This window comes from Polaromonas sp. P4_H1, assembly GCF_056400945.1.
The window spans coordinates 273,795-298,627 of sequence record NZ_JBFUKG010000004.1; the positions used below are offsets into that span (position 1 = coordinate 273,795).

At 61.4% G+C, this 24,833-nt stretch carries 23 protein-coding genes and 1 pseudogene; 17 read left to right on the top strand and 7 right to left on the bottom strand.

Going from position 1 to position 24,833, the window contains the following annotated elements; translation table 11 throughout:
• Nucleotides 1-23: 23 nt before the first annotated feature.
• Nucleotides 24-1,304, bottom strand: a complete 1,281-nt coding sequence (gene hemA / locus AC1DS5_RS08205; protein WP_477717752.1) for a glutamyl-tRNA reductase — start codon at nucleotides 1,302-1,304, stop codon at nucleotides 24-26.
• Between the two features lie 98 nt (nucleotides 1,305-1,402).
• Between hemA and AC1DS5_RS08210 the strand changes: the two genes are divergently transcribed.
• Nucleotides 1,403-1,708 carry a hypothetical protein gene (locus tag AC1DS5_RS08210; RefSeq protein WP_477717753.1) on the top strand — a complete coding sequence of 102 codons (306 nt, stop codon included), beginning with the start codon at nucleotides 1,403-1,405 and terminating at the stop codon, nucleotides 1,706-1,708.
• 150 nt (nucleotides 1,709-1,858) lie between these two features.
• Here the strand turns inward: AC1DS5_RS08210 and ugpQ are convergent, their stop codons facing one another.
• The 5 genes from ugpQ to ugpB form a co-directional block, all read right to left on the bottom strand.
• Nucleotides 1,859-2,638, bottom strand: a complete 780-nt coding sequence (gene ugpQ, locus AC1DS5_RS08215; protein ID WP_477717754.1) for a glycerophosphodiester phosphodiesterase — start codon at nucleotides 2,636-2,638, stop codon at nucleotides 1,859-1,861.
• Nucleotides 2,635-3,657 carry a sn-glycerol-3-phosphate import ATP-binding protein UgpC gene (locus AC1DS5_RS08220; protein WP_477717755.1) on the bottom strand — a complete coding sequence of 341 codons (1,023 nt, stop codon included), beginning with the start codon at nucleotides 3,655-3,657 and terminating at the stop codon, nucleotides 2,635-2,637. Before AC1DS5_RS08220 ends, ugpQ begins: the two co-directional genes overlap by 4 nt.
• Before the next feature lie 65 nt (nucleotides 3,658-3,722).
• On the bottom strand, nucleotides 3,723-4,574 hold the full coding sequence (gene ugpE / locus AC1DS5_RS08225) for a sn-glycerol-3-phosphate ABC transporter permease UgpE (protein WP_477717756.1): 852 nt from the start codon (nucleotides 4,572-4,574) through the stop codon (nucleotides 3,723-3,725).
• A gap of 63 nt (nucleotides 4,575-4,637) precedes the next feature.
• Nucleotides 4,638-5,519, bottom strand: coding sequence for a sn-glycerol-3-phosphate ABC transporter permease UgpA (gene ugpA / locus AC1DS5_RS08230; protein ID WP_477717757.1), 882 nt, complete (start codon nucleotides 5,517-5,519; stop codon nucleotides 4,638-4,640).
• A gap of 97 nt (nucleotides 5,520-5,616) precedes the next feature.
• On the bottom strand, nucleotides 5,617-6,930 hold the full coding sequence (ugpB, locus tag AC1DS5_RS08235) for a sn-glycerol-3-phosphate ABC transporter substrate-binding protein UgpB (protein ID WP_477717758.1): 1,314 nt from the start codon (nucleotides 6,928-6,930) through the stop codon (nucleotides 5,617-5,619).
• Nucleotides 6,931-7,145: 215 nt separating this feature from the next.
• Between ugpB and AC1DS5_RS08240 the strand changes: the two genes are divergently transcribed.
• From AC1DS5_RS08240 to AC1DS5_RS08315, 16 genes are all read left to right on the top strand, one after another.
• Nucleotides 7,146-11,048 carry a DUF3683 domain-containing protein gene (locus AC1DS5_RS08240; RefSeq protein ID WP_477717759.1) on the top strand — a complete coding sequence of 1,301 codons (3,903 nt, stop codon included), beginning with the start codon at nucleotides 7,146-7,148 and terminating at the stop codon, nucleotides 11,046-11,048.
• A gap of 130 nt (nucleotides 11,049-11,178) precedes the next feature.
• Nucleotides 11,179-11,592, top strand: coding sequence for a gamma-butyrobetaine hydroxylase family protein (locus AC1DS5_RS08245; protein WP_477717760.1), 414 nt, complete (start codon nucleotides 11,179-11,181; stop codon nucleotides 11,590-11,592).
• Nucleotides 11,593-11,728: 136 nt separating this feature from the next.
• Nucleotides 11,729-12,460 (top strand): bifunctional demethylmenaquinone methyltransferase/2-methoxy-6-polyprenyl-1,4-benzoquinol methylase UbiE, encoded by a 732-nt coding sequence (gene ubiE, locus AC1DS5_RS08250; RefSeq protein ID WP_477717761.1) that lies wholly within the window; start codon nucleotides 11,729-11,731, stop codon nucleotides 12,458-12,460.
• Nucleotides 12,461-12,562: 102 nt separating this feature from the next.
• A complete protein-coding gene (locus tag AC1DS5_RS08255) occupies nucleotides 12,563-13,564 on the top strand; it encodes a Tim44 domain-containing protein (RefSeq protein ID WP_477717762.1) in 1,002 nt (333 codons plus the stop codon).
• Between the two features lie 157 nt (nucleotides 13,565-13,721).
• Nucleotides 13,722-14,327: a hypothetical protein gene (locus AC1DS5_RS08260; RefSeq protein WP_477717763.1), complete on the top strand. Its 606-nt coding sequence runs from the start codon at nucleotides 13,722-13,724 to the stop codon at nucleotides 14,325-14,327.
• Nucleotides 14,324-15,877 (top strand): ubiquinone biosynthesis regulatory protein kinase UbiB, encoded by a 1,554-nt coding sequence (gene ubiB, locus AC1DS5_RS08265; RefSeq protein WP_477717764.1) that lies wholly within the window; start codon nucleotides 14,324-14,326, stop codon nucleotides 15,875-15,877. The genes AC1DS5_RS08260 and ubiB overlap by 4 nt, the downstream gene beginning before the upstream one ends.
• 128 nt (nucleotides 15,878-16,005) lie before the next feature.
• Complete coding sequence (locus tag AC1DS5_RS08270; protein WP_477717765.1) at nucleotides 16,006-16,380, top strand: FmdB family zinc ribbon protein; 375 nt, start codon at nucleotides 16,006-16,008, stop codon at nucleotides 16,378-16,380.
• Complete coding sequence (locus AC1DS5_RS08275) at nucleotides 16,380-17,006, top strand: DUF502 domain-containing protein (protein ID WP_477717766.1); 627 nt, start codon at nucleotides 16,380-16,382, stop codon at nucleotides 17,004-17,006. Before AC1DS5_RS08270 ends, AC1DS5_RS08275 begins: the two co-directional genes overlap by 1 nt.
• A 43-nt stretch (nucleotides 17,007-17,049) precedes the next feature.
• The gene (aspS, locus tag AC1DS5_RS08280) at nucleotides 17,050-18,855 is read left to right on the top strand and encodes an aspartate--tRNA ligase (protein ID WP_477717767.1); all 1,806 of its coding nucleotides are present in this window, start codon (nucleotides 17,050-17,052) and stop codon (nucleotides 18,853-18,855) included.
• Between the two features lie 161 nt (nucleotides 18,856-19,016).
• Nucleotides 19,017-19,463, top strand: coding sequence for a dihydroneopterin triphosphate diphosphatase (gene nudB, locus AC1DS5_RS08285; protein WP_477717768.1), 447 nt, complete (start codon nucleotides 19,017-19,019; stop codon nucleotides 19,461-19,463).
• 172 nt (nucleotides 19,464-19,635) lie between these two features.
• Nucleotides 19,636-20,880, top strand: coding sequence for a cardiolipin synthase ClsB (gene clsB, locus AC1DS5_RS08290; RefSeq protein WP_477717769.1), 1,245 nt, complete (start codon nucleotides 19,636-19,638; stop codon nucleotides 20,878-20,880).
• A 153-nt stretch (nucleotides 20,881-21,033) separates the two neighbouring features.
• Entirely contained in the window at nucleotides 21,034-21,756 is a 723-nt protein-coding gene (gene folE, locus AC1DS5_RS08295; RefSeq protein WP_477717770.1) for a GTP cyclohydrolase I, read from the top strand.
• Nucleotides 21,757-21,760: 4 nt separating this feature from the next.
• A complete protein-coding gene (locus AC1DS5_RS08300) occupies nucleotides 21,761-22,183 on the top strand; it encodes a BLUF domain-containing protein (protein ID WP_011481828.1) in 423 nt (140 codons plus the stop codon).
• Nucleotides 22,184-22,247: 64 nt separating this feature from the next.
• On the top strand, nucleotides 22,248-23,066 hold the full coding sequence (locus tag AC1DS5_RS08305) for a DUF429 domain-containing protein (protein WP_477717771.1): 819 nt from the start codon (nucleotides 22,248-22,250) through the stop codon (nucleotides 23,064-23,066).
• Nucleotides 23,067-23,288: 222 nt separating this feature from the next.
• On the top strand, nucleotides 23,289-23,825 hold the full coding sequence (locus AC1DS5_RS08310; RefSeq protein WP_477717772.1) for a thermonuclease family protein: 537 nt from the start codon (nucleotides 23,289-23,291) through the stop codon (nucleotides 23,823-23,825).
• A 271-nt stretch (nucleotides 23,826-24,096) separates the two neighbouring features.
• A complete protein-coding gene (locus AC1DS5_RS08315) occupies nucleotides 24,097-24,588 on the top strand; it encodes a BON domain-containing protein (RefSeq protein WP_477717773.1) in 492 nt (163 codons plus the stop codon).
• Nucleotides 24,589-24,600: 12 nt separating this feature from the next.
• On the opposite strand, the pseudogene AC1DS5_RS08320 reads toward AC1DS5_RS08315, so the two are convergent.
• Nucleotides 24,601-24,833 (bottom strand): annotated as a pseudogene (locus AC1DS5_RS08320) (IS4 family transposase); the annotation flags it as partial.

Genomic DNA, 24,833 nt, shown 5'->3' on the forward strand with positions numbered 1-24,833 from the left:
TGCGGCGGCGCGGAAGGCCGGCGCTAACGCTCTTTGTGTTCTTTGGGCAGTTGCCCGCGCAAAAACAGCCTGGACACCGTGTTCGCCGTGACCTCGCGGCTGGCGGCGTCACCCGCGTGCAATTCGGCCAGGGCGCCGTGCAGCATTTTCTGTGTGAGGCCGCGCGTCAGCGCATCCAGCACGGCATCCATAGGCTCGCCCTTGGCCAGCAGTTTTTTGGCCCGGGCAATTTCCGCGGCGCGCCACTCGTCGGTTTGCGCATTGAGCTGCTGGATCAAGGGCACCGTGCGGCGCTGGCCCAGCCAGTGCATGAAGTTCTGCACGCCGGCATCAATGATGACCTCGGCCTGGGCCACGGCGGCCTGGCGGTTGTCCTTGCCAGTCTGGACGACGTGCGCCAGGTCGTCCACGGTGTAAAGGTAGATGTCGGGCAGGGCCTTGACCTCGGGTTCGATGTCGCGCGGCACGGCCAGGTCGACCATGAACATGGGGCGGTGTTTGCGCAGCTTGACCGCACGTTCCACGGCGCCCAGGCCAATGATGGGCAGGGTGCTTGCCGTGCAGCTGATCACCGCGTCAAACTCGTGCAGGCGGCTGGGCAGATCGGCCAGGCGCATGACTTCGGCACCGAAGCGGCTGGCGAGCTTTTCGCCGCGCTCCAGCGTGCGGTTGGCAATCGCCATAGACCTGGGGTTTTTGGCGGCAAAGTGGGTGGCTGCCAGGTCGATCATTTCACCGGCGCCGACGAACAGCACCTTGATGTCGCCCAGGTTTTCAAACAGCTGGCCGGCCAGCCGCACGCTGGCGGCCGCCATGCTGATGCTGTGCGCGCCAATCTCCGTGCTGGTGCGTACTTCCTTGGCGACGGCGAAGGAGCGCTGGAACAGCTGGTGCAGTGTGCTGCCCATGGCGCCCGCGTCCTCCGCGGCACGCACCGCGTCTTTCAGCTGGCCCAGAATCTGCGGCTCGCCGAGCACCATGGAGTCGAGCCCACTGGCGACGCGGAAAGCGTGGCGGGCTGCCTGGTCGTCCTGCAGTGTGTAGGCGTGCGAACGCAGCAGGGCAGGCGAGACGCCGCCGTTGTGCGCCAGCCACTCCAGCGTGTGTTCCAGATCGTTGTGGTCGCCCGCGCAATAAATCTCGGTCCGGTTGCAGGTCGAGAGCAAGGTGGCCTCGGGCTGGCGGGCCAGCGATTCGCGCAAGCCGCGCAGCGTGGGCTCGATTTGGTCCAGGGCATAGGCGAATCGCCCGCGCAAATCGAGCGGTGCGGTGGTATGGTTTAGCCCCAGGGCCCAGACTGACATCTCCCGATTATAAAATTGAAGCGCGGGAGGGTCATTTGGCCTGGATCAATCACCCTTCAGAGCCTTTTGGAGGCTGTTTTCAGGGCTTGCCCGTGACTTTGACCGCCGCCGCCATGACCGCTTACCTGCTGACCAACCACTTGCTCAATTTCATGGCGCCGGCCGCGTTTGTCGCTGTGCTGCTGGTGCTCCTGCCCCGTCTCTTTTCCGGATTTTTTAAATCAAAAAGACCGCTGGCTCAAGCAGTTTGGATGCAGTTTGCTATTGTTTTCGTAGCGGGCATGGCTGTCCTGGTGGCCGGGCTGCTGATCTTCGGCCACGACGGAAAAATGCTGACCTATGCCGCGCTGGTGGTGGTTGCGGCGCTGTGCCAGTGGGTCCTGCTGCGTGGCTGGAAGGCCTGAGGGAATCTCTATAAATTCAATTCCCGGGCGCATGGCCGCGTTGCGCGGTGCTCGGAATCCTCATGCACCCAAGTGCAATCCGGTGTCCTGCGCTCCGGGCGCCTTGCCCTGCATCCCGGGAATTGAATCTCCAGAGGTCCCCCGCGCGGTTTACGAATCAGGCCGGAAGGCATCCACCCGGTCAGTGATGATGCCGTCGGTGCCCAATTCGATCAGCCGGCGGGCGCTGATTTCGTCATTGACGGTGTAGCTGAGCGTCCTGAAGCCGGCTTTTTGGGCCTGTGCCACCGTATCTGCGTTCCAGAGCTTTTGATTGCAGACGATGGCCACGCATCGCAGCTTTGTCGCGGTTTCCAGCCAATTTTCGGGTAGCTCGTCGAGCAGCAGGCCGCGTGGCAGCCCGGGCTGGGCAGCCCGCGCCGCCTCCAGCGCCGCAGGTTGGAACGACGTGAGCAAGGGAGGGATGGCAGTGCTCTGCCACAGTCGGGCCGCTTCATTGGCCACCACGGTGCCGGTGCGGCTTTCGACTCCCGGCGTGGGTTTGATCTCGATATTCAAAAAATAACTGTTGTCGAGGCAGTAACGCGCAATGCTGTCGAACGTGGGCAAGGCTTCACCGGCAAAAGCAGGCGAGTGCCAGCTGCCCGCGTCGAGCTCGGACAGTGCTTCCCAGGGCTGCTCGCCGGCCACGCCCCGGCCGTTGGTGGTGCGCTCCAGCGTGGTGTCGTGCAGCAAAAACGGCACGCCGTCGGCACTCAGCTTCACATCGCACTCGAACATGCGGTAGCCGTGGCTGGCCCCCAGCCTGAACGACGCCAGCGTGTTTTCAGGCGCCAGCTTGCCAGCGCCGCGGTGGGCGATCCAGCGCGGGTAGGGCCAGGAAGCTGAAGCCCCACTGCTCGCTACTTCGTGTGGCGACCCGTTGTTCATGGCAAACGTTTCCCTGTCCCGGCGTCAAACCAGTGCAAACGGTCAGTGCGCGGCGTCACATGAATGGTGGCGCCGATTTCGGGTGCGGACGACAGACTCTCATCGGTGCGTACGATCAGGAACTCGTCACCCATGCGGCAGTACACCAAACGCTCAGCGCCCAGCATTTCAAGGGTGTCAACCTGCACCGCCCAGCCGGTCGGGCCGATTTGCAGGTGCTCGGGGCGGATGCCCAGAATGGTGCCGGGCTTGCCACCGAAGTCAGCGTTGGGGGCGTGCTTGAGGAGGTTCATCGGCGGCGAGCCCATGAAGCTCGCCACAAAGGTGGTGGCGGGGCGGTTATAGACCTCTTCGGGGGTGCCGAACTGCTCCATGCGGCCCGCGTTCATCACGATCATGCGCTGTGCCAGTGTCATCGCCTCCACCTGGTCATGCGTGACGAACAGCGCGGTGATGCCGAGCTCGCGGTGCAGCTTCTGGATCTCCAGCCGCGTCTGCACGCGCAGCTTGGCGTCGAGGTTGGAAAGCGGCTCGTCGAACAAAAACACCTGGGGCTGGCGCACGATGGCGCGGCCCATGGCTACGCGCTGGCGCTGCCCGCCTGAGAGTTCGCGGGGTTTGCGGTCCAGCAGGTGGCCGAGTTCGAGGATTCCGGCGGCCTTGTCGACGCGGGTCTTGATGTCATTCTTCGGAATTTTTGCGATCTTCAGGCCGTACGCCATGTTGTCGAACACGCTCATGTGCGGGTAGAGCGCGTAGTTCTGGAACACCATGGCRATGTCGCGCTCGGCAGGCTCCAGGTCGTTGACCACCTTGCCGCCGATGGCGATCTGTCCCTCACTGATTTCCTCAAGGCCGGCGACCATGCGCAGCAGCGTTGATTTGCCGCAGCCGGAAGGGCCGACGATGACGATGAATTCGCGGTCTGCGATTTCGGCATTCACGCCATGCAGGACCTGCACGGTGCTTTTGCCGGCGCCGTAGCGCTTGATGACGTTGTTCAGCGAGATGGATGCCATGGGTGTTGCGCCTGCTTGTTGTCTTTTCTTGTCATTTTTGTCGTTGTCGTTTTTGTGTTTTCTGCCTATTTCTCGGTATCCACCAGGCCCTTGACAAACCACTTCTGCATCAGCACCACCACGAAGGCGGGCGGCAGCATGGCCAGAATGGCTGTGGCCATGACCACGTTCCATTCATTGGCGGCGTCACCGCCGGCGATCATGCGCTTGATGCCGATCACGACGGGGTACATGTCTTCACTGGTGGTGGCCAGCAGAGGCCAGAGGTACTGGTTCCAGCCGTAAATGAACTGGATCACGAACAGCGCGGCCATTGATGTTTTGGACAGCGGCAGCAGGATGTCCTTGAAAAAGCGCATCGGGCCCGCGCCATCCATGCGCGCGGCCTCTACCAGTTCATCGGGCACCGTCAGGAAAAACTGGCGGAACAGGAAAGTTGCCGTGGCGGACGCAATCAGCGGAATGGTGAGGCCCGCGTAACTGTTGAGCATGCCCAGATCGGAAACTACCTTGTAGGTGGGGCCTATCCTCACTTCCACGGGCAGCATCAGGGTCACAAAAATCGCCCAGAAAAAGAAGTTTTTGAGGGGAAAACGGAAGTAGACGATGGCAAAGGCCGACAGCAGCGAGATCGCGATCTTGCCGAAGGTAATCACCAGCGCCGTCACGAGGCTGACCCACATCATGCGGGCGACAGGCGCGTTGGAACCCGTTCCGGTATCACGGCCGAACAACGCGGCGCGGTAGGTGTCCCAAAAATGGTTGCCCGGCAGCAGAGGCATCGGGGCCTGCACGATTTCCTGCGCGGTATGGGTGGACGCCACGAAAGCCAGGTAGAGCGGAAAAGCGACAATCAAAACGCCCAGGATCATCACTGCATGGGCAAGCAGCCCCAGGGTGGCGCGGCGCTCAACCATGAGGGCGCTCCTGCTGAAATTGCGGCGCAGCAGCCGAGGCTGAACTCATGATGGGCAGGAACATCAGTACACCACTTTCTTTTCAACATACCGGAACTGCACCACCGTCAGGGCAATCACGATCAGCATCAGGACCACCGATTGCGCCGCTGAACCGCCCAGGTCCATGCCCTTGAAGCCATCGTAGTAGACCTTGTAGACCAGGATGGATGTGTCCTGGCCGGGGCCGCCATGAGTGGTGGCATCGACGATGGCAAACGTGTCGAAGAATGCGTACACCATGTTGATCACCAGCAGGAAGAAGGTGGTGGGCGAGAGCAGCGGAAATTGAATCGTCCAGAAACGCCGCCAGGGCCGGGCGCCATCGATGGCGGCGGCCTCGATCAGCGATTTTGGAATCGACTGCAGGCCGGCCAGGAAGAACAGGAAATTGTAGGAAATCTGCTTCCACACGGCGGCCATCACGATCAGCGTCATCGCGTGGCCGGAGTCGAGCAGGTGATTCCAGTTGATGCCCACCTGGTCCAGTGCATAGGCGACCACGCCCAGCGCCGGAGAAAACATGAACACCCACAGTACACCAGCCACGGCAGGGGCCACTGCATAGGGGACGACCAGCAAGGTTTTGTAAAACAGCGCACCCTTGAGGATGCGGTCTGCAAAGATCGCCAGCGTCAGCGACAAAGAGATACCGAGCACCGCAACCAGCACGGAAAATACCGCGGTGGTTTTGAATGAGGCCAGGTAACCCGGATCGTTGAACAGGTTGTCAAAGTTGGCCAGACCGACCCATTCCGTGGAACTCCCAAAGGCATCCTGTAGCTGGAATGATTGCAGCAGCGCCTGCGCTGCGGGCCAGAAGAAAAACACGCTGATCACGATGACCTGGGGAGTCAGCAGCAGCCATGGCAGCCAGCCTGAGCGGAACAAGACGCGTTTTTCCATGGGCTTATTCAAGGTAAACAATCCGCCCGCCAGCAACCGGGCAGGCGGGGGATTGCGGGTTAGCCGTGGTGCAGGCCTGCGGCCGGCGCCGGGGATATCAGGGCTTGTTGGCTTTCTCGAAGCGTTCGAGCTGCTCGTTGCCGCGTTTCACAATGGCATCAAGGGCTTCCTTGGCTGATTTCTTGCCGCTCCAGACCTGCTCCAGCTCTTCATCCTCGATCGCGCGAACCTGTACGTAGTTGCCCAGGCGGATACCGCGGCTCTTGTCGGTGACCTTGCGAATCATCTGTGTCACGGCGACATCGGTGCCCGGTTTTTCCTTGTAGAAGCCGGATTTTTCTGTCAGCTGGTAGGCGGCCGTGGTGACCGGCAGATAGCCGGTACGCTTGTGGCTGGCTGACTGCACTTCAGGGCTGGAGATGTAGTTGAAGAAGGCTGCCACCCCCTTGTATTCAGCGGGTTTCTTGCCCGACATGACCCACAGGCTGGCACCCCCGATCACCGTGTTTTGCGGTGCGCCGGGGACGTCAGGGTAGTAGGGCAGCGGGGCCAGGCCATAGCTGAATTTGGTGTTTTTGGCCACATTGCCGTAGAAACCCGAAGAGGTGTTGATCATTGCGCACTCGCCCGAAATGAAGCTCGCTTCGGGCACATTGCCACGGCCCTTGTAGACGAACAGGCCCTGCTTGGACATGCTCGACAGGTTCTCGATATGCCGCTGGTGCAGCGGTGAGTTGATTTTCATCCGCGCGTCCATGCCGGCCAGGCCATTGGACTTGCTGGCGAATTCGACGTTGTGCCAGGCGGAAAAGCTTTCCAGCTGGGTCCAGCCCTGCCAGGCCGTCGTGAAGGGGCACTTGTGGCCGGAGGCCTTGAGCTTGGCAGCCGCCAGCGCGACTTCGGGCCAGGTGGAGGGCGCCTTGTCCGGGTCCAGTCCTGCCGCCTTGAAGGCGTCCTTGTTGTAGTAAAAAATGGTGGTGGAGCTGTTGAACGGGAAACTCAACATCTGGCCGTTTGGCGCCGTGTAGTAGCCGGCGACTGCCGATATGTAGGCGGCCGGGTCGAATTTCAGGCCGGCATCCTTCATGACCTTGGCTACGGGCACGATCGCGCCCTTGCTGGCCATCATGGTGGCGGTGCCTACCTCGAACACCTGCAGGATGTGCGGCGCGTTACCGGCGCGGAAGGCGGCGATGGCGGCGGTCATCGACTCGTCGTAGCTGCCCTTGTAGGTGGCCACGACCCGGTACTCCTTCTGGCTCGCATTGAAATCCTTGGCCAGGTCGTTGACCCATTCATTGTTAACGGCAACCATGGAGTGCCACCACTGGATCTCTGTTTGCGCCTGGCTCGCCAGGGGGGCAACAAGGGCGCAGGCAGCGATGGCCAGTGCGGAGAAACGGGTTTTCATGAAAACTCCTGATATGGATGCCCCATTTTTTGGGGCTGTTATTGAAATAGGTCAGTCTAGGAACTGTTTGTGACAGGCCGATTTAAGCGATTTGGTGCCTTCTTAACAAGCGGGGTTTCCATGAGGCCATTGGGCCGGGTCCCCGGCCAAACGCCGTGCTGCGGTAACATAGGGCAACAGCGCTGGACGTGGGTCCGAAGCCGCTGATTTTCACGATGAACGCCCCTACTACCCTTCAAGAATTGAACGTTTTTGCGGATGACGCAAAGCCCGGCGAAGCACGCATTCGCGAAATTCCCTATAACTACACGTCCTTTTCCGATCGGGAAGTGGTTATTCGTCTGTTGGGCGCGCCTGCCTGGGACTTGCTGAACCGCCTTCGCGACGAACGGCGCACCGGCCGGTCTGCCCGCATGCTCTATGAGGTGCTCGGGGACATCTGGGTGGTTCAGCGCAACCCCTATCTGCAGGATGACCTGCTGGACAATCCCAAACGCCGCAAGCTGCTGGTGGATGCCTTGCACCATCGCCTCTCCGAAGTCGGAAAGCGCCGCACACCGGAGGCTGACAGCCAGCGCGACGGCATCGTCGGCGAGCTGCTGGACGCGGCCCGCAGCGCGGTCAGCCGCTTTTCGGCCTCGTTTGAGGAAATAGCCGGCCTGCGCCGTCAGACCGAGCGCAAACTGCGCAAGCTGACGCTCAAGGACAACATCAAGTTTGACGGCCTGTCACGCGTCTCGCACGTCACCGACGCCACCGACTGGCGCGTCGAATATCCCTTTGTCGTGCTCACCCCCGATTCCGAGCAGGAAATGGCCGGATTGGTCAAGGGCTGTATCGAACTGGGCCTGACGATCGTGCCGCGTGGTGGCGGAACCGGCTACACCGGCGGCGCGATTCCGCTGACCTGGAAGTCGGCCGTCATCAACACCGAAAAACTCGAGGCGATGACCGAAGTGGAAATGGTCTCGCTGCCCGGTATTGCGCAGCCCGTGGCCACGGTCTGGACCGAGGCCGGCGTGGTCACGCAGCGTGTGGCCGATGCCGCCGAGCGGGGCGGTTTTGTGTTCGCGGTGGACCCGACGTCTGCCGAAGCGTCCTGCATTGGCGGCAATATCGCGATGAACGCGGGCGGCAAAAAGGCCGTGCTGTGGGGGACGGCCCTGGACAACCTGGCCTCCTGGCGCATGGTGACGCCCCAAGCCCAGTGGCTGGAAGTCACCCGGCTGGACCACAACCTGGGCAAGATCCACGACGCCGAGATGGCGAGTTTCGAGCTCAAGTATTTTGAAGCCGACGGCAAGACGCCGGTGCGCACAGAGCGCCTGGATATTCAGGGCAAGACTTTCCGCAAGGAAGGCCTGGGCAAGGACGTCACCGACAAGTTCCTCAGTGGCCTGCCGGGTATCCAGAAAGAAGGCTGCGACGGCCTGATCACCAGCGCCCGCTGGATCGTGCACCGCATGCCTGCACACACCCGGACCGTCTGCCTGGAGTTCTTTGGCAATGCCAAGGATGCTGTTCCCAGCATCGTCGAGATCAAGGATTTCATGTTTGCGGAACAAAAGCGCGGCGGCGCCATTCTGGCGGGCCTGGAACACCTGGACGACCGCTACCTGAAAGCGGTCGGCTATGCGACCAAGTCGAAGAAGCACGGCGGCCTGCCAAAAATGGTGCTGTTCGGCGACATCGCTGGCGATGACGCCGATGTGGTGGCGCGTGCGACCTCGGAAGTAGTGCGCATTGCCAACTCGCGCCATGGTGAGGGTTTTATCGCCATCAGCCCGGACGCGCGCAAGAAATTCTGGCTGGACCGCAAGCGCACCGCCGCCATTTCCCGGCACACCAATGCCTTCAAGATCAATGAGGATGTGGTGATCCCGCTGCCGCGCATGGCCGAGTACACCGACGGCATCGAGCGCATCAATATCGAGCTGAGCCTGCGCAACAAGATCAGGCTGTGCGATGAGCTGGAAGCCTTTTTCCTCAAGGGCAACCTGCCTCTGGGTAAATCGGACGATGCCAACGACATCCCGTCGGCCGAACTGCTGGAAGACCGGGTCGGCCAGGCGCTTGCCATGATTGCCGAAGTCCGGGCCCTCTGGGCCGGCTGGCTCGAGGGTATTGAGGCGTTTTTCCCGCAGCTGCAGGACCATACGCTGCGCGCCAGCTGGAAGACGCAGATCCGGGCCAGGCTCCAGACCCTGTTCAGCGGCGCGCCATTCCTGCCCATCCTGGAAGAATGCAACGCCATTCACAAGCGGGTGCTCAAGGGCCGCGTGTGGGCAGCGCTGCACATGCATGCTGGCGATGGCAATGTGCACACCAATTTGCCGGTCAACAGCGACGATTACGAGATGCTGCAGACCGCGCACGAAGCCGTGGCGCGCATCATGGTGCTGGCGCGTTCGCTCGACGGCGTGATTTCCGGCGAGCACGGCATCGGCATCACGAAGCTGGATTTCCTGACCGACGAGGAACTGCGCCCCTTCACCGAGTACAAGCAGAAGGTCGACCCCGAAGGCCGCTTCAACAAAGGCAAGCTGCTGCGAAATCAGGAGCTGAATACGCAGGATGGGAAAAGGCTCCCGGCCGATTTGACGAATGCCTACACGCCCAGCTTCGGCTTGATGGGTCATGAGTCGCTGATCATGCAGCAGTCTGACATCGGCGCGATTGCCGACAGCATCAAGGACTGCCTGCGCTGCGGCAAATGCAAGCCGGTGTGCGCCACGCATGTGCCGCGCGCCAACCTGCTGTACAGCCCGCGCAACAAGATCCTGGCGACCTCGCTGCTGGTGGAAGCGTTTCTCTATGAGGAGCAGACCCGGCGCGGCATCAGCATCAAGCACTGGGAAGAGTTTGAGGATGTGGCCGACCACTGCACGGTATGCCACAAGTGCCTGACGCCCTGCCCGGTGGATATCGACTTTGGCGATGTGTCGATGAACATGCGCAACCTGTTGCGCAAGATGGGCCAGAAGTCCTTCCGGCCCGGCAATGCGGCCGCCATGTTCTTCCTCAACGCCACCAATCCGCAAACCATCAAGTTCATGCGCGGCGCCATGGTCGACGTGGGCTTCAAGGTCCAGCGCCTGGCCAATGACCTGCTGCGCACCCTGGCGCGCAAGCAGACCGCCAGGCCACCGGCAACGGTGGGCAAGGCGCCGGTCAAGGAGCAGGTGATCCACTTCATCAACAAGAAAATGCCCGGTGGCCTGCCCAAGAAGACGGCCCGTGCCCTGCTGGACATTGAGGACAAGGATTACGTGCCCATCATCCGTAATCCAAAAAACACCACGGCGGAAACCGAAGCGGTGTTTTATTTCCCGGGTTGCGGTTCCGAGCGTCTGTTCAGCCAGGTCGGCCTGGCTACGCAGGCCATGCTGTGGCATGCCGGCGTGCAAACCGTGCTGCCGCCAGGCTACCTGTGCTGCGGCTACCCGCAACGCGGATCGGGCCAGTACGACAAGGCCGAGAAAATCATCACCGACAACCGGGTGCTGTTCCACCGCGTGGCCAATACCCTGAACTACCTAGACATCAAGACCGTGGTGGTCAGCTGCGGCACCTGCTATGACCAGTTGCAGGGTTACGAGTTCGAGAAAATTTTCCCGGGCTGCCGCATCATCGACATCCATGAGTACCTGCTGGAAAAAGGCATTACGTTGCGGACGGACCAGCCCGGCAAGGGCTATCTGTACCATGACCCCTGCCACAGCCCGATGAAGCTGCAGGAGCCGATGAAGACCGTCAAGGCACTGCTCGGCGACAACGTCCTCAAGAACGAGCGCTGCTGCGGCGAATCAGGCACGCTGGGTGTCACGCGTCCTGACATTTCAACGCAGGTCCGCTTCCGCAAGGAAGAAGAACTGCGAAAAGGCGAGGCCAGCTTGCGGGCCGCCGGTGCCGTGGGCGAGAGCGAAAACGTCAAAATACTCACCAGCTGCCCAAGTTGTCTGCAGGGCCTGTCCCGCTACGGAGGCGACCTGCAAAACGGCCTGCTTGAAGCCGATTACATCGTCGTCGAAATGGCCAACCAGATTCTGGGCAAGGAATGGCTGCCGGCCTATGTCGAGGCGGCCAACCACGGTGGGATCGAGCGGGTGCTGGTGTAGAGAACAGGAAAGCCGGGAAAGCGCTCGCGGTTTTTCCAGTGGCTCCCGGTTCAGCAATGCAACCTGCCCCAGACAGGCGTTCGACCTCCGCAGGTTTCGATTTGGTTTACTCAGAAAGTGATGCATCACCATGGCAGGTCTCCAGGCCGGTTCACCGATTCCCACGGCGCTGACGGTTCACAGCCAGTCCCGTATTCTTGAAATCGCGTTTTCGGACGGCGCCGAATTCAGGATTCCGTTTGAACTGATGCGTGTGTACTCGCCGTCTGCGGAAGTGCAGGGCCACGGCCCCGGCCAGGAAGTGCTGCAGACTGGCAAGCGCGAGGTGAATATCGTCGAGCTGGAACCCATAGGCAACTACGCGGTCAAGCCGGTATTTTCCGATGGCCATGAAAGCGGTATTTTTTCCTGGGACTACCTGTATCACCTGGGTGTCGAGCAAGAGCGTCTGTGGGACGACTACAACCGGCGACTCCAGGCTGCGGGTCGGGACAGGGACGCCCCCATGGTCGAAGCCGCAGGTCACGCCTGCGGGCATCACTGAGGAACGCCACTACCGGCGAGGCCTGCCCGCATGGTTGTGCGGGACTGTTGTTTTTCCGGGATAAAAATTCACAATGCCCTGAACCGGTGCAGGGTTGTAGCAACCAATTGGGGCATTGCCCCCTAGCATTCACTTTATGACGAAAACCCATTTCGGCTTTGAATCCGTCGAGGAGCAGGACAAGGCGCGACGCGTGCGCGGCGTGTTTGACTCCGTGGCACCCAAATACGACGTGATGAACGATTTGATGTCGATGGGCCTGCATCGCGCCTGGAAGGCTTACACCGTGCTGGTCGCCAATGTCAAGGAGGGCCAGCAGGTGCTCGACATTGCCGGCGGGACGGGCGACCTGGCCCTGGCTTTTGCGCCCAAGGTGGGCAACAGCGGGCGGGTGGTCCACACCGACATCAACGAGGCGATGCTCAGGGAAGGGCGCAACCGGCTGCTGGATGCCGGTGTGAACCTGCCCACACTGGTCTGTGATGCAGAGCACCTGCCGTTTGCCGATGCCAGTTTTGACGTGGTCACCGTCGCTTTCGGCTTGCGCAACATGACGCATAAAGAGGATGCCCTGCGCGAAATGAACCGTGTGCTCAAACCCGGCGGCAAGCTGCTGGTGCTGGAGTTTTCCAAGGTGGCCAAACCCCTGGAAAAGATTTATGACTGGTATTCGTTCAAGGTGTTGCCCAGGCTCGGCAAGCTGGTGGCCAATGACGATTCAAGTTACCAGTATCTCGCCGAGTCGATTCGCATGCATCCGAGCCAGGAAGAACTCAAAGCCCTGATGCTTAAAGGTGGTTTTGGTCATGTGGACTATCACAACCTGACCGGCGGGGTAGTGGCATTGCATGTTGCAATCAAATGCTGAAGAAGATTTTTTGAAGAAGTATTGAAGAAGAGTTGAAGAAGAGTTGAAGAAGTTAAACGGACTTTAAATAAACAGGCGAAAAGCTTGCTCAAAGGAGATGTCATGAAGATTTGGTCAGTCATTCTTTCTGCCGTAATGGCGCTCACCCTGGCTGTGCCGGGGACGGACGCCGAGGCTGCGCGTCTGGGTGGCGGCAAGTCAATTGGCAAGCAATCGTCCAATGTCACGCAGCGTGAGGCCACGCCGGGCGGCGCTACTTCCGCGACCAACTCCGCGGCCAAACCGGCAGCGCCTGCCGCGGCACCTGCCCCTGCCACCCCGAAAAAACCGTGGGGTGCCATGCTGGGCGGCCTGGCTGCCGGCCTCGGCCTGGCTTGGCTGGCTTCGTCGCTCGGCCTGGGTGAAGCCTTTGGCCAGGTCATCATGTTCGCGCTGCTGGCCCTGGTGATCATGGTGGTGATCGGTTTCGTCATGCGCAAGCTCAAGGGCGGTGGAGCAAGTCCTGCTGCTCCACGTACGCAGGATCCGTTTGCATTCCAGGGCGCGGGCAACGCTGCCACGCCGAGGAACTACAGTCCCGAAAATGTGGGCAACGACGCCTCGGCGCGACCCTGGGAGCGCAGCGGCATGGCGTTCGATGCCAACCGGGACGCGGCGGCCGCGCCCGCCGCGGGCTCCATGATTGGCTCGGCCTTGCTGGGCGCCCAGACGTGGGGCGTCCCTGCAGGGTTTGATGCCGAGGGCTTCCTCAAGGCCAGCAAGGCGAATTTCGTGACGCTGCAGGACGCCTGGGACCGTTCCGACATTCAGAGCTTGCGCGCCATGATGACCGACGACATGCTGGCGCAGATCAAGGCGCAGCTGGCCGACCGCGAATCTCACACCGGCGGTGTGGCCAACCGGACCGAGGTCGTGATGCTCAATGCGCAGCTGTTGGGCATAGAGGAGCTGAGCGATACGTACATGGCCAGCGTCGAGTTCTCGGGGATGATCCGCGAGGACGCTTCCGCTGGCGCCAGCCCCTTCCGCGAAGTCTGGAACATGACCAAACCCCGTAACGGCGGCAGTGGCTGGCTGGTCGCCGGTGTTCAGGCACTCCAGTAATCCCGCTAGCTGAACTGAAAAGCGCGGGTCCCAACTTCCAGCAGGGGCCGCGGAACCGGCTTAGCCGGGCCGCAGGCGCAGCGGCCCCCTCGGGGGGAAGAGAGCCACACGCAGTGGGCGAACGTGGGGGCCACATTGCTGTCAAAATCGGGGACGTATGAATAACACGTCCCCTTTTTCTTTTCTCGAGTCTGTCGCCAGCCGTTTTCAGCCGCCCGCCTGGGTGGTCGATGAAGGGCAGCGGCGGCTGGTGCTGTTTCTGAACCATGTCTTGCTGCAGGAGAAAGAGGCGCAGGATCGGTTGTTACGGCAAAAAGGCCGTGTTGTCCACCTTCGGTGGGGTGTTTTTGCGCTTGATTTGATCGTAACCCCGGCGGGTCTGGTTGACCGTGCGCCACCCGCAGCACAGCCGGACCTGCTGCTTTCGGTGGCCGCCGAGTCGCCCCTGGTCATCATGCAGTCGGTGGCTGCTGGCAAACCTCCGCCGGTGAAGGTTGAGGGCGATGTGCGACTGGCGGCCGAGTTTGGATGGCTGGCCGAAAATCTGCGTTGGGATGCCGAAGAGGATCTCTCCCGCCTGATAGGTGATGCGCCTGCGCACGCCCTCGCCGACGCAGCAAGGCGGCTGCTGGCCGGCCTGAAGCAGTTTCTGGCGCAGGCGCCAATGTCCCCGGCTCCATTCTCAACGTCCCCTTCATCCGCATCCTCATCTTCATCCGCAGCGCCCGGTTCTTCTCCGGATGCCGCGAAGGCTTCTGCATGACCCGGGTGTTCAGGGGGGGAGTCATTGTCTGGACCGTGCTTCGTTTCGGTCTCGATGAACTGGTTCTGTCCAGCTTTGAAAAACCGTGGATCCGCCTGCTGACCCGCATCGTCTCGCTGGGGCGGAACCTGAGCGCTCCCCGTGGCGCCCGTCTTCGCGAGGCGCTGGAAAGGCTGGGGCCTATCTTCGTCAAATTTGGGCAGGTGATGTCCACCCGGCGCGACCTGCTGCCGCCCGACATCGCCGATGAGCTGGCCCGCCTGCAGGACCGGGTGCCGCCCTTTGAGTCGGCCGTGGCCGTGGCCATCATCGAAAAGGCGTTTTCCCGGCCCCTGGATCGCATATTCGCGACGTTTGAGCAGATACCGGTGGCCAGCGCATCGATTGCCCAGGTTCATTTTGCGACGCTCCACGACGGCCGTGAGGTGGCCGTCAAGGTATTGCGCCCCAACATGCTGCCCGCGATCGAGAAAGACCTTGCGCTCATGCACATGATGGCCGGCTGGGTGGAGGGCGCATCCGCCGATGGCAAGCGCCTCAAGCCGCGGGAAGTGGTGGCCGAGTTTGATAAATACCTGCACGACGAGCTGGACCTGCTGCGCGAGGCCGCCAATGCGGCGCAACTGCGCCGCAACATGCAGAACCTCAACCTCGTCATGATTCCGGAAATGTTCTGGGACTACTGCATGCCCGATGTCATGGTGATGGAGCGCATGAAGGGGGTGCCCATAAGCCAGGTCCAGCGCCTGCGCGATGCCCGCGTGGACATGAAGAAGCTGGCCCGTGACGGCGTGACCATCTTTTTCACCCAGGTGTTTCGCGATGGTTTTTTTCATGCGGACATGCATCCGGGCAACATTCAGGTCAGCCTCGACCCGGAAACATTCGGGCGCTACATTTCGCTGGATTTCGGCATTGTGGGTACGCTCACAGAGGTGGACAAGGAGTACCTTGCTCACAACTTCAGCGCCTTCTTTCAGCGCGACTACAAACGCGTGGCCGAGCTGCATCTCGAGTCCGGCTGGGTGCCTGCCAGCACCCGTGTGGACGAGCTGGAAGCGGCCATTCGAGCCTGTTGCGAGCCGTACTTCGACCGGCCGCTCAAGGAAATCTCGCTGGGTCTGGTGCTGATGCGCCTGTTCCAGACCTCCCGCCGTTTTCAGGTGGAAATCCAGCCGCAACTGGTCCTGCTGCAAAAAACATTGCTCAATATTGAAGGGTTGGGGCGCGAACTGGACCCCGAACTCGACCTCTGGAGCACTGCCAAGCCTTTTCTTGAAAAATGGATGGTGGAGCAGGTGGGGCCCGAAAAGCTTTGGGCCCAACTCAAGGCCGAGGCCCCCGCTTATGCCAAGCTGCTGCCGGAGCTGCCGCGGCTGCTGGCCCAGTACCTTAAGGGGCCGTCGGGGCCAAGCCGCCGCGACGTGGAAGCCCTGCTGGTCGAGCAAAAGCGTACCAACAGGTTGCTGCAAAGCCTGATCTATGGCGGTTTGGGCTTTGTGCTGGGCCTGATCGTGATGCAATTGCTGTTGCGGGTCCGGATTTTTTGACGCCGGCCCGGGCGCCGCGGGTCTCCCCCGCCCGTTTGCCTTGAAGTTGGCGGCAACGCCTATAATTGAGGGTTTTGCGCTGGCAAGCCTTCTTCAGGCGCAATTTCCCGGACAGAACCTCTAGCACTATGCCAATCTACGCCTATAAATGCGAGTCCTGCGGGCATGCCAAGGACGTCTTGCGAAAGATATCGGATGCGCCCTTGACCGATTGCCCGCACTGCGGGGCCGCCAGCTTTAAGAAGCAGGTCACGGCAGCCGGCTTTCAGCTCAAGGGTTCGGGCTGGTACGTGACTGATTTCCGCGGCGCAGACAAGGCGGCTCAGCCTGCCAAATCGGGTGGCAGCGGCTCGACAGCGACGGAAAGCACGGAAAGCACGGACAGCAAATCCGCAGATACAGGCGCGGCCGCTGCAACGGCCAGCGCCCCTGCAACAGCTACGCCTGCGGCAGCGCCAGCCAGCCAGGGCGCGGCCAGCGATTCGTCATCCAAAGTCTCGTGATGAGCTCCATTCGCCGATGGCTTTTGGCCGGACTCCTGGTGCTGGTGCCTCTGGCCATTACCTTGGCAGTCCTCAACTGGATCGTTGCAACGCTTGATCAGACGCTCTTGATCCTGCCGGGGGCTTGGCACCCCGACAAGCTGTTGGGCTTTCACATTCCTGGTTTCGGTGTGCTCTTGATGCTGGCGATTGTGTTGCTGATGGGCGCCATTGCCAGCAACTTCTTTGGCAAGAAGCTGGTCCACTGGGGCAATTCGCTGCTGCACCGCATTCCCATTGTGCGGTCCATCTATTCGAGCGTGAAACAGGTGTCGGACACGCTGTTCTCCGAGAACGGCAATGCCTTTCGCCAGGCCCTGCTGGTGCAATGGCCGCGCGAGGGAGTCTGGACGATCGGATTCCTGACCGGCTTTCCGGGCGGCGATGTGGTCAACCATTTGCCGGGGGACTACGTGAGCGTCTACGTTCCCACGACCCCCAACCCCACGGGCGGTTACTTCGTCATGCTGAAAAAGTCCGAATGCATCGAGCTGAAAATGAGCGTCGACGAGGCACTGACTTACGTGATTTCGATGGGCGTCGTGGTTCCCGCAAGGCCCTTCCAGCCGCTGACCCCGCCCCTGTAAACGGCGAAAACTGCCCCAGAGGCATTGAAAGTTCGAGATTTTTATGGCTATTGCTTCCCAAATGCGTTCCAACTATTGCGGTCTGGTGACCGAAAGCCTCATGGGCCAGACCGTCAGCCTGTGCGGCTGGGTCAACCGCCGGCGTGACCATGGCGGCGTGATTTTCATTGACCTGCGCGACCGCGAAGGTTACGTGCAGGTGGTGTGCGACCCGGACCGTGCCGACATGTTCAAAACCGCGGAAGACGTGCGCAATGAATTTTGTGTCCAGGTCAAGGGCGTGGTGCGCGCCCGCCCGCAGGGCACCACCAACGACAGCCTGAAAAGCGGCAAGATCGAGGTGCTGTGCCATGAGCTGATCGTGCTCAACCCCAGTGTCACGCCGCCCTTCCAGCTCGATGACGACAACCTGTCGGAGACGACGCGCCTGACGCACCGGGTGCTGGACTTGCGCCGTCCCTACATGCAGAAGAACCTCATGCTGCGTTACCGCGTGGCCATGGAGACGCGCAAGTTTCTCGATTCCCATGGTTTCATCGACATTGAAACCCCGATGCTGACCAAGAGCACGCCTGAAGGCGCGCGCGATTACCTCGTGCCCAGCCGTGTCAATGAAGGCATGTTCTTCGCGCTGCCGCAGAGTCCGCAGCTGTTCAAGCAGTTGCTGATGGTGGCGGGCTTTGACCGCTACTACCAGATCACCAAGTGCTTTCGTGACGAAGACCTGCGTGCCGACCGCCAACCCGAATTCACGCAGATCGATATCGAGACATCCTTCATGGGGGAGCAGGACATCCGCGACATGTTCCAGGGCATGATCAGCAACATCTTCAAGACCGTGCTGGATACCGACCTTGGTGAGTTTCCGGTGATGGCCTACAACGATGCGATGCACCGTTACGGCTCCGACAAACCCGACCTGCGGGTGAACCTCGAGTTCACCGAGTTGACCGATGTCATGGCCGATGTCGACTTCAAGGTGTTCAGTGCGCCGGCCACCACCAAGGGCGGCCGCGTGGTCGCCCTGCGCGTGCCCGGCGGCTCGGAGATGAGCCGCGGCGAGATTGACGGCTACACCGAGTTCGTCAAGATTTACGGCGCCAAGGGCCTGGCCTGGATCAAGGTCAACGATGCGGGCAAGGGCCGCGAAGGGCTCCAGAGCCCCATCGTCAAGAACATCCATGACGCCGCCATTGCCGAAATCCTCAAGCGCACCGGCGCGCAGAACGGCGACCTGATTTTCTTTGGTGCCGACAAGGAAAAAGTCGTCAACGACAGCATAGGCGCCCTGCGCCTGAAGGTCGGCCACAGCGAATTCGGTAAAAAGACCGGCCTGTTCACCGCCGGCTGGAAGCCGCTGTGGGTCGTGGACTTTCCGATGTTCGAATTTGATGAAGAAGGCCAGCGCTGGAGCGCGGTGCACCACCCTTTCACGGCACCCAAGGACGGGCACGAAGACTGGATGGACACCGATCCCGGCCGCTGCATCGCCAAAGCCTATGACATGGTGCTCAACGGCTGGGAGCTCGGCGGGGGCTCGGTTCGTATCCACCGCGCTGATGTGCAGAGCAAGGTGTTCAACGCACTCAAGATCGGACCGGAAGAAGCGCAGCAGAAATTCGGCTTCCTGCTGGATGCCCTGCAATATGGCGCGCCGCCGCACGGTGGCCTGGCCTTTGGGCTGGACCGCATCGTCACCATGATGACCGGAGCCGAGTCGATCCGTGACGTGATTGCCTTCCCGAAAACCCAGCGTGCGCAATGTCTGCTGACCCATGCACCGAGCCCGGTCGATGAAAAGCAGCTGCGTGAGCTGCATATCCGCCTGCGCAATCCGCAGCCGGTTTGAATGTGGCCCCCACGGTCGCTCGCTTCGCGTAGCTTCCTGCCCCCCGAGGGGGCCGCTGCGCCTGCGGCCCGGCTGAGCCGGTTCCGCGGCCCCTGCTTGAAGGGGATGCCGCCACCACGCTTGCTCGTTGCGCCTCGGGGGCCGTCGGTGTTTGAGGAGCCATGAAGCGCTTCAAGATTCCGGAGTCGGTGCTGGTCGTCATCCATACGCCGCAGCTCGATGTGCTGTTGCTTGAGCGTGCCGACCATCCGGGCTTCTGGCAGAGCGTCACCGGCTCCAAAGACACGGTGGACGAACCGCTCCTGCAGACGGCGTTGCGCGAGGTGATGGAAGAAACCGGCATCGCCGCCGCACCCGCACAATTCCGGGACTGGGCGCTCTCCAATCGTTACGAGATTTACCCGGCCTGGCGCCACCGCTACGCGCCGGGGGTGACGCACAATACCGAGCATGTGTTTGGCTTGTGCGTGCCCGAGACCTGCGCTGTGACCCTCCATCCGCGCGAGCACACAGCCTGGCAGTGGTTGCCGTACCGGGCCGCCGCCGATCTCTGTTTTTCCCCTTCAAACGCTGAAGCGGTCCTGCTTCTGCCGCGCTTCATGGCTTGAAACGGACGGGGCCACGCGTTTGGCCTTGTTGTTTTACTTCACGCCGGGGCGGGTGCGCTGCCCGCATGTGGGTCGCAGCCGATTGGCAAATGTGGGGCAGTCGGTTTAAATGGGCTGACCAGTCCACACCACATCTGAAACTCACAAGCCCCCAGGCGAAATTCCCCGGCCCATGTCCCCACTCCACAAGTCCGAAGCCTTGCAATTGCTCGAAGGCGCCCAGGCCTTGTTTCCGGCACTCATCAAGGCCTTTGATGCCGCGGTCAACTGGATACAGCTGGAAACCTATATTTTTGACGTTCACGGCGTCGCCGCGGAGGTGGCCGAGGCGCTGGCGCGGGCAGCGGGGCGCGGTGTGACGGTCCAGGTGCTGGTCGATGGCATCGGCACCGATCCCTTGCCGGCCGAATGGCAAAAAAAATTCAGCGAAACGGGCGTGGAGTGGTGCGTCTACTCGCCGCTGGCTTCCGGCTTCGGCGGGCTGGGCGGCTTGGGCCTGCTGGTGCCCGACCGCTGGCGCAGGCTGCACCGCAAGCTGTGCGTGGTGGACCAGCATGTGGTTTTTTGTGGTGGCATCAATGTGCTGGATGACTTTTACGATCCCAACCATGGGGAGCTCCAGGCCCCGCGTCTTGATTTTGCCGTAGCGGTGACAGGTCCGCTGGCCGCTGATGCCGCCGACGCCGCAGCGCTGCTCTGGTGGCGCGTTCAGGCAGGCTACAGCGCACGGCAAAGGCACTTGAGCGCGGCATGGGAAAAATTCAAGGCTGCCGGTTACGGCGGCCGCACCGGCAACGGAGTGCTCACGGGTCGGCCACGTTTCAGGCTTGCCGGCGCGTCGGGCGCGCGGGCCGCGCTGATACTGCGCGACAACCTGCGCAACCGCAGCAGCATCGAGCGTGTTTACCGCAAGGCGATTGGCCAGGCGCGCCAGGAAATCATCATTGCCAATGCCTATTTCCTGCCCGGCGGCAAGCTGCGCCGCGCCCTCATCAATGCGGCCAGACGCGGTGTGAGCGTGACCCTGCTGCTGCAGGGACGCTACGAGTACTTCATGCAATACCATGCTGCGCGACCGGTGTACGGCGCCCTGTTGGCGGCAGGGGTGGAAATCCATGAATACGAGGCGAGTTTTCTGCATGCCAAGGTAGCCGTTGTGGACGGACACTGGGCCACGGTGGGCTCGTCCAACCTGGATCCGCTCAGTTTTCTGCTGGCCCGGGAGGCCAACGTGGTGGTGGAGAACAAGGCGTTTGCCGAAGCGTTGAGAGACCGCCTGTGCGTGGCCATTACCAGCTACGGCCGGCGCATCGACCCCGCGGTCTACAGCCAGCGGCCGCTGGGCCAGCGTCTGCGGGGCTGGATGGCCTATGCCCTGATGCGACTGGCCTTGCTGATAACCGGACAGCGTTACTGAGCTCATTGCCCCCGGCATTGGCGGGGCGCGCGGGAGCCCCTGTTTTTGCTATTAAATATATAGCTGCTTGCGTATGTGTCCTATGGGCTGGCAGCTCAAAACCTTGCAAATTTCGGGACAAGACTGTTTCAGGACGGGCTGGTAATATCAGGCATGCTTATGAAATCCACCACGCACCCCCAGGGCTCCACCGACGAGGGAACGCCCGTATCCGTGAAGATCCGCGAGCGCCTGCATCAGGCACGCAAGCGTTTCCATGCGAACGACAACATTGCCGCGTTCATTGAGCCGGGCGAGCTCGAAAAGCTGCTTGACGAAGTTGAAGTCAAGATGCAGACCGTGCTTGACAGCCTGGTGATCGATACCGCCGGCGATCACAACACCAACAACACCGCGCGCCGTGTCGCCAAGATGTATCTGAACGAGGTGTTCAAGGGCCGCTATGTGCAGCCGCCCAGCATCACCGAATTCCCCAATGCCGAACACCTCAACGAGTTGATGATCGTCGGGCCGATCACCGTACGCAGCGCCTGTTCGCATCACTTCTGTCCGGTCATCGGCAAGATCTGGATTGGTGTGATGCCCAATGAGCACACCAATGTGATCGGCCTGTCCAAATATGCGCGGCTGGCCGAGTGGGTGATGGGGCGCCCGCAGATTCAGGAAGAGGCCGTCGTGCAGCTGGCCGATCTCATCATGGAGAAAACACAGCCGGATGGGCTGGCGATCGTGATGGAAGCCAGCCACTACTGCATGGCTTGGCGCGGTGTCAAGGACATGGACAGCAAGATGATCAATTCGGTGATGCGCGGCGTGTTCCTGAAGGACCCCAACCTGCGCCGTGAATTCCTTGCCCTGATTCCACAGAAAGGATGATCCCATGTTAGTCCGTTTGCTTTATGCCAGTCGCGCGCTGGATACCCGTCCCGATGCGATTGAGGCCATCCTGACCCAGTCACGCCAGTACAACCCGACCTGCGGCATCACCGGCATTCTTTGTTACGGTGGGGGGATTTTTCTGCAGGCCATCGAGGGCGGCCGCATGGCTGTCAGCGAGCTGTATGGCCACATCCAGCGGGACCCGCGCCACAAGGACGTGGCGCTGCTCGACTATGAAGAAATTTCCGAACGCCGCTTCGGCGGCTGGACCATGGGGCAGGTCAACCTGCTCAAGCTCAACCACTCCATCCTGCTGAAATATTCCGAAAAGCCGGAACTCGACCCTTACTCGGTATCGGGCAAGGTATCGATGGCCTTGCTGGAGGAATTGATGGCGACCGCCGCCATCATTGGCCGAGCCTGATTGCCTGGCACGCTTTTCATTGTGACCGGCGTGATGGCGCAGCTGGCAGTGGGTTCATGAGCATATGACCTCCGGCCTGCTGATCGGTTGCGACTTTTCCAGCAGTCCCACACGGCGCAAGCCGATCGTGATGGCTGCGGGCACGGCATCGCAGGGGCGGGTGCTGCTGGCCAGTCTCGAACGCGTGGCCTCGCTGGATGAATTTGATGAATGGTTGCGCCGGGAACGCGCCTGGATCGCAGCCTTCGATTTCCCGTTCGGCCTGCCGCGTGAACTGGTGGTGCATCTCGGCTGGCCCGAGCAGTGGCCGGCCTTGATTCGCCATTACGCCAGCCTGAGCCGGCCGGAGATACGAGACACCTTCGCCGCCTTTTGCGATGCGCGCCCCGTCGGGGGAAAGTTTGCCCACCGTGCGGCGGACAGGCCGGCTGGCTCCAGCCCGTCCATGAAGTGGGTGAATCCGCCGGTGGCCTACATGCTGCATGCCGGTGTGCCCCGGCTGCTGGAAGCCGGCGTGCACCTTCCCTGCCTGCACGAGGGGGATGTCAACCGTGTCGCGCTGGAAGGCTATCCCGGGCTGCTGGCCCGGGAGGTGCTCGGCAGTCGCTCCTACAAAAGCGACGACCGCGCCAAGCAGACGGCCGATCGCCTGATTGCGCGCAAGGACCTGATCACCGCCCTGGAGCACGGGCAGACCCGGCTGGGGGTGCGGCTGAAGGTCAGCCATGCCCAGCGGGACGCCCTCGTGGACGATGCCAGCGGCGACAGCCTGGATGCCGTGCTGTGCCTCATGCAGGCGGCGTGGGCAGCGCAGCAGGGTGCCCCCCGTTATGGCTTGCCACCCGACACCGACACGCTGGAAGGCTGGGTGGTCACTGCCTAGAATACGATGCGATTTGCTGGGCTTGCCGAGTTTGCTGGTTATTCATACAGTCTTTCAGGTACATTCGGTGTTCGACCCGGTCAAGCTGCGCTGGGTTTTTTTGGGGCGCCGGTTTGGGTGCCCGCGGCAAGGCACAGGGCAGTTGTGGTGCCTGTAAATAATCATTAATTTCGGCCGAGAACCCATCAAGCAAGGAATCGTGCGCTATCAATTTAACAGCCTATGAGCCTGGCAATCCGTGACGAGGTGAAGGCGCTCGCGGCTCTCGCCCTGACGGTCTGGCTGGCCTGTTGCGTTCCCGCACGTGCGTCGGCACCGGCCCAGGCCATGTGGATGGGCGTGGTTACCTATGTCGTGGATGGCGACACCGTCTGGGTGCGGCCAGCGGATGGCGGCAAGCCCGTCAGCGTGCGAGTGGACGGCATTGACGCCCCCGAGATTTGCCAGCCGGGAGGTGGCATTTCCCGCGACGCGCTCAAGCGGCGGACCTTGGGCCAGCGCATCGCGGTTTTCGGCAGGCGCCACGACGACTACGGTCGGCTACTGGCCCGGCTGGAATTGAATGGCGATGACCTGGGCCAATGGATGGTCTCCCAAGGCCAGGCGTGGTCGTATCACTATGGCCGGCGACCTGGCCCCTACGCCCTTCAGCAAAGCCGCGCGAAAGCCGGGGGGCTTGGTCTTTTCTCACGGTCTCATGCCATGCCCCCTGTCTATCCCCGGGCATTTCGCAAGCAGCATGGACCTTGCCACGCTTGAGCCTTTGAGTCGTTCCCTGAGTTGCGGTGTTTCCTGAACGATGTCAGTCGGGGCCAGGTGACGGATTCTGGATTTGTCCTACGGCATCTTCGGCGGGGGCTGACCTCACAAGGCGGGTTTCAGGGCTAAGGTCAAAAAGACACGACTCAGGATCGTCGCCCCCTTTGATCTGTTGCCTGTGTGACCCGGTGATCCGGTCCCATTTGCTTGCTGGGCGTATTGAGCGTGCCTGGTGCCTACTTCACGAACAGGATCACGAACAGGAGTACCCATGAAAAAACCATCTTTCGATCATTGCAAGCCCCGGGTGAGGCTGACAGGCAGTTTGCTGGTCCTTCTTTTCGCCTTGAGTGCTTGTGGCAAGCAAGATGATGGCAAAACGGCCGGCCAGCAGCTGGACACCGCCATCGCGAAAACCGAACAGGCTGCCGAGAAAGCGAAAGCCAAGACCGAAAGTGCCATGGCCAATGCCGGTGTGGCGATGAAGGATGCGACCCGGGAGGTTGAAGCTTCCGGCAAGCAGATAGCGGACAAGGCCGGGGAAAAGATCAACGACGTGAGCATCACCGCCGCGGTGTCGTCCGGACTTGCCAAGGATCCCGAGCTGAGCGCCCTGAAAATCAATGTGGATACCAAAAATGGCGCTGTCACCTTGACGGGCTCAGCCCCCACCGAAGCTGCGCGCGAGAGAGCCGGCACCCTTGCCAAAACCGTCAAAGGGGTGAATTCGGTCGAGAACCGGCTCACCGTGAAGGCGGGTTAACGGGAATGGCACTTACTTTGGCTCATAGGCATGACCATGCCTCTGGACGTGTCGGCGAGCCTGGTCGCGGGGCACCTTCAACCAGGGGTAGGGTTTGGGCCTTCGTTTTCGCATTCGCGGCTCGATGCGTCCGGGTCGATGGCCGACCCTGCATTGTGCGATCAACGTGAATAGCCGCCCGCAATCCTTCGTGGCCGAGAGGCCTCGCGAGACCCACTCTGTCCACAGTTGCACCGTGTGCTTGA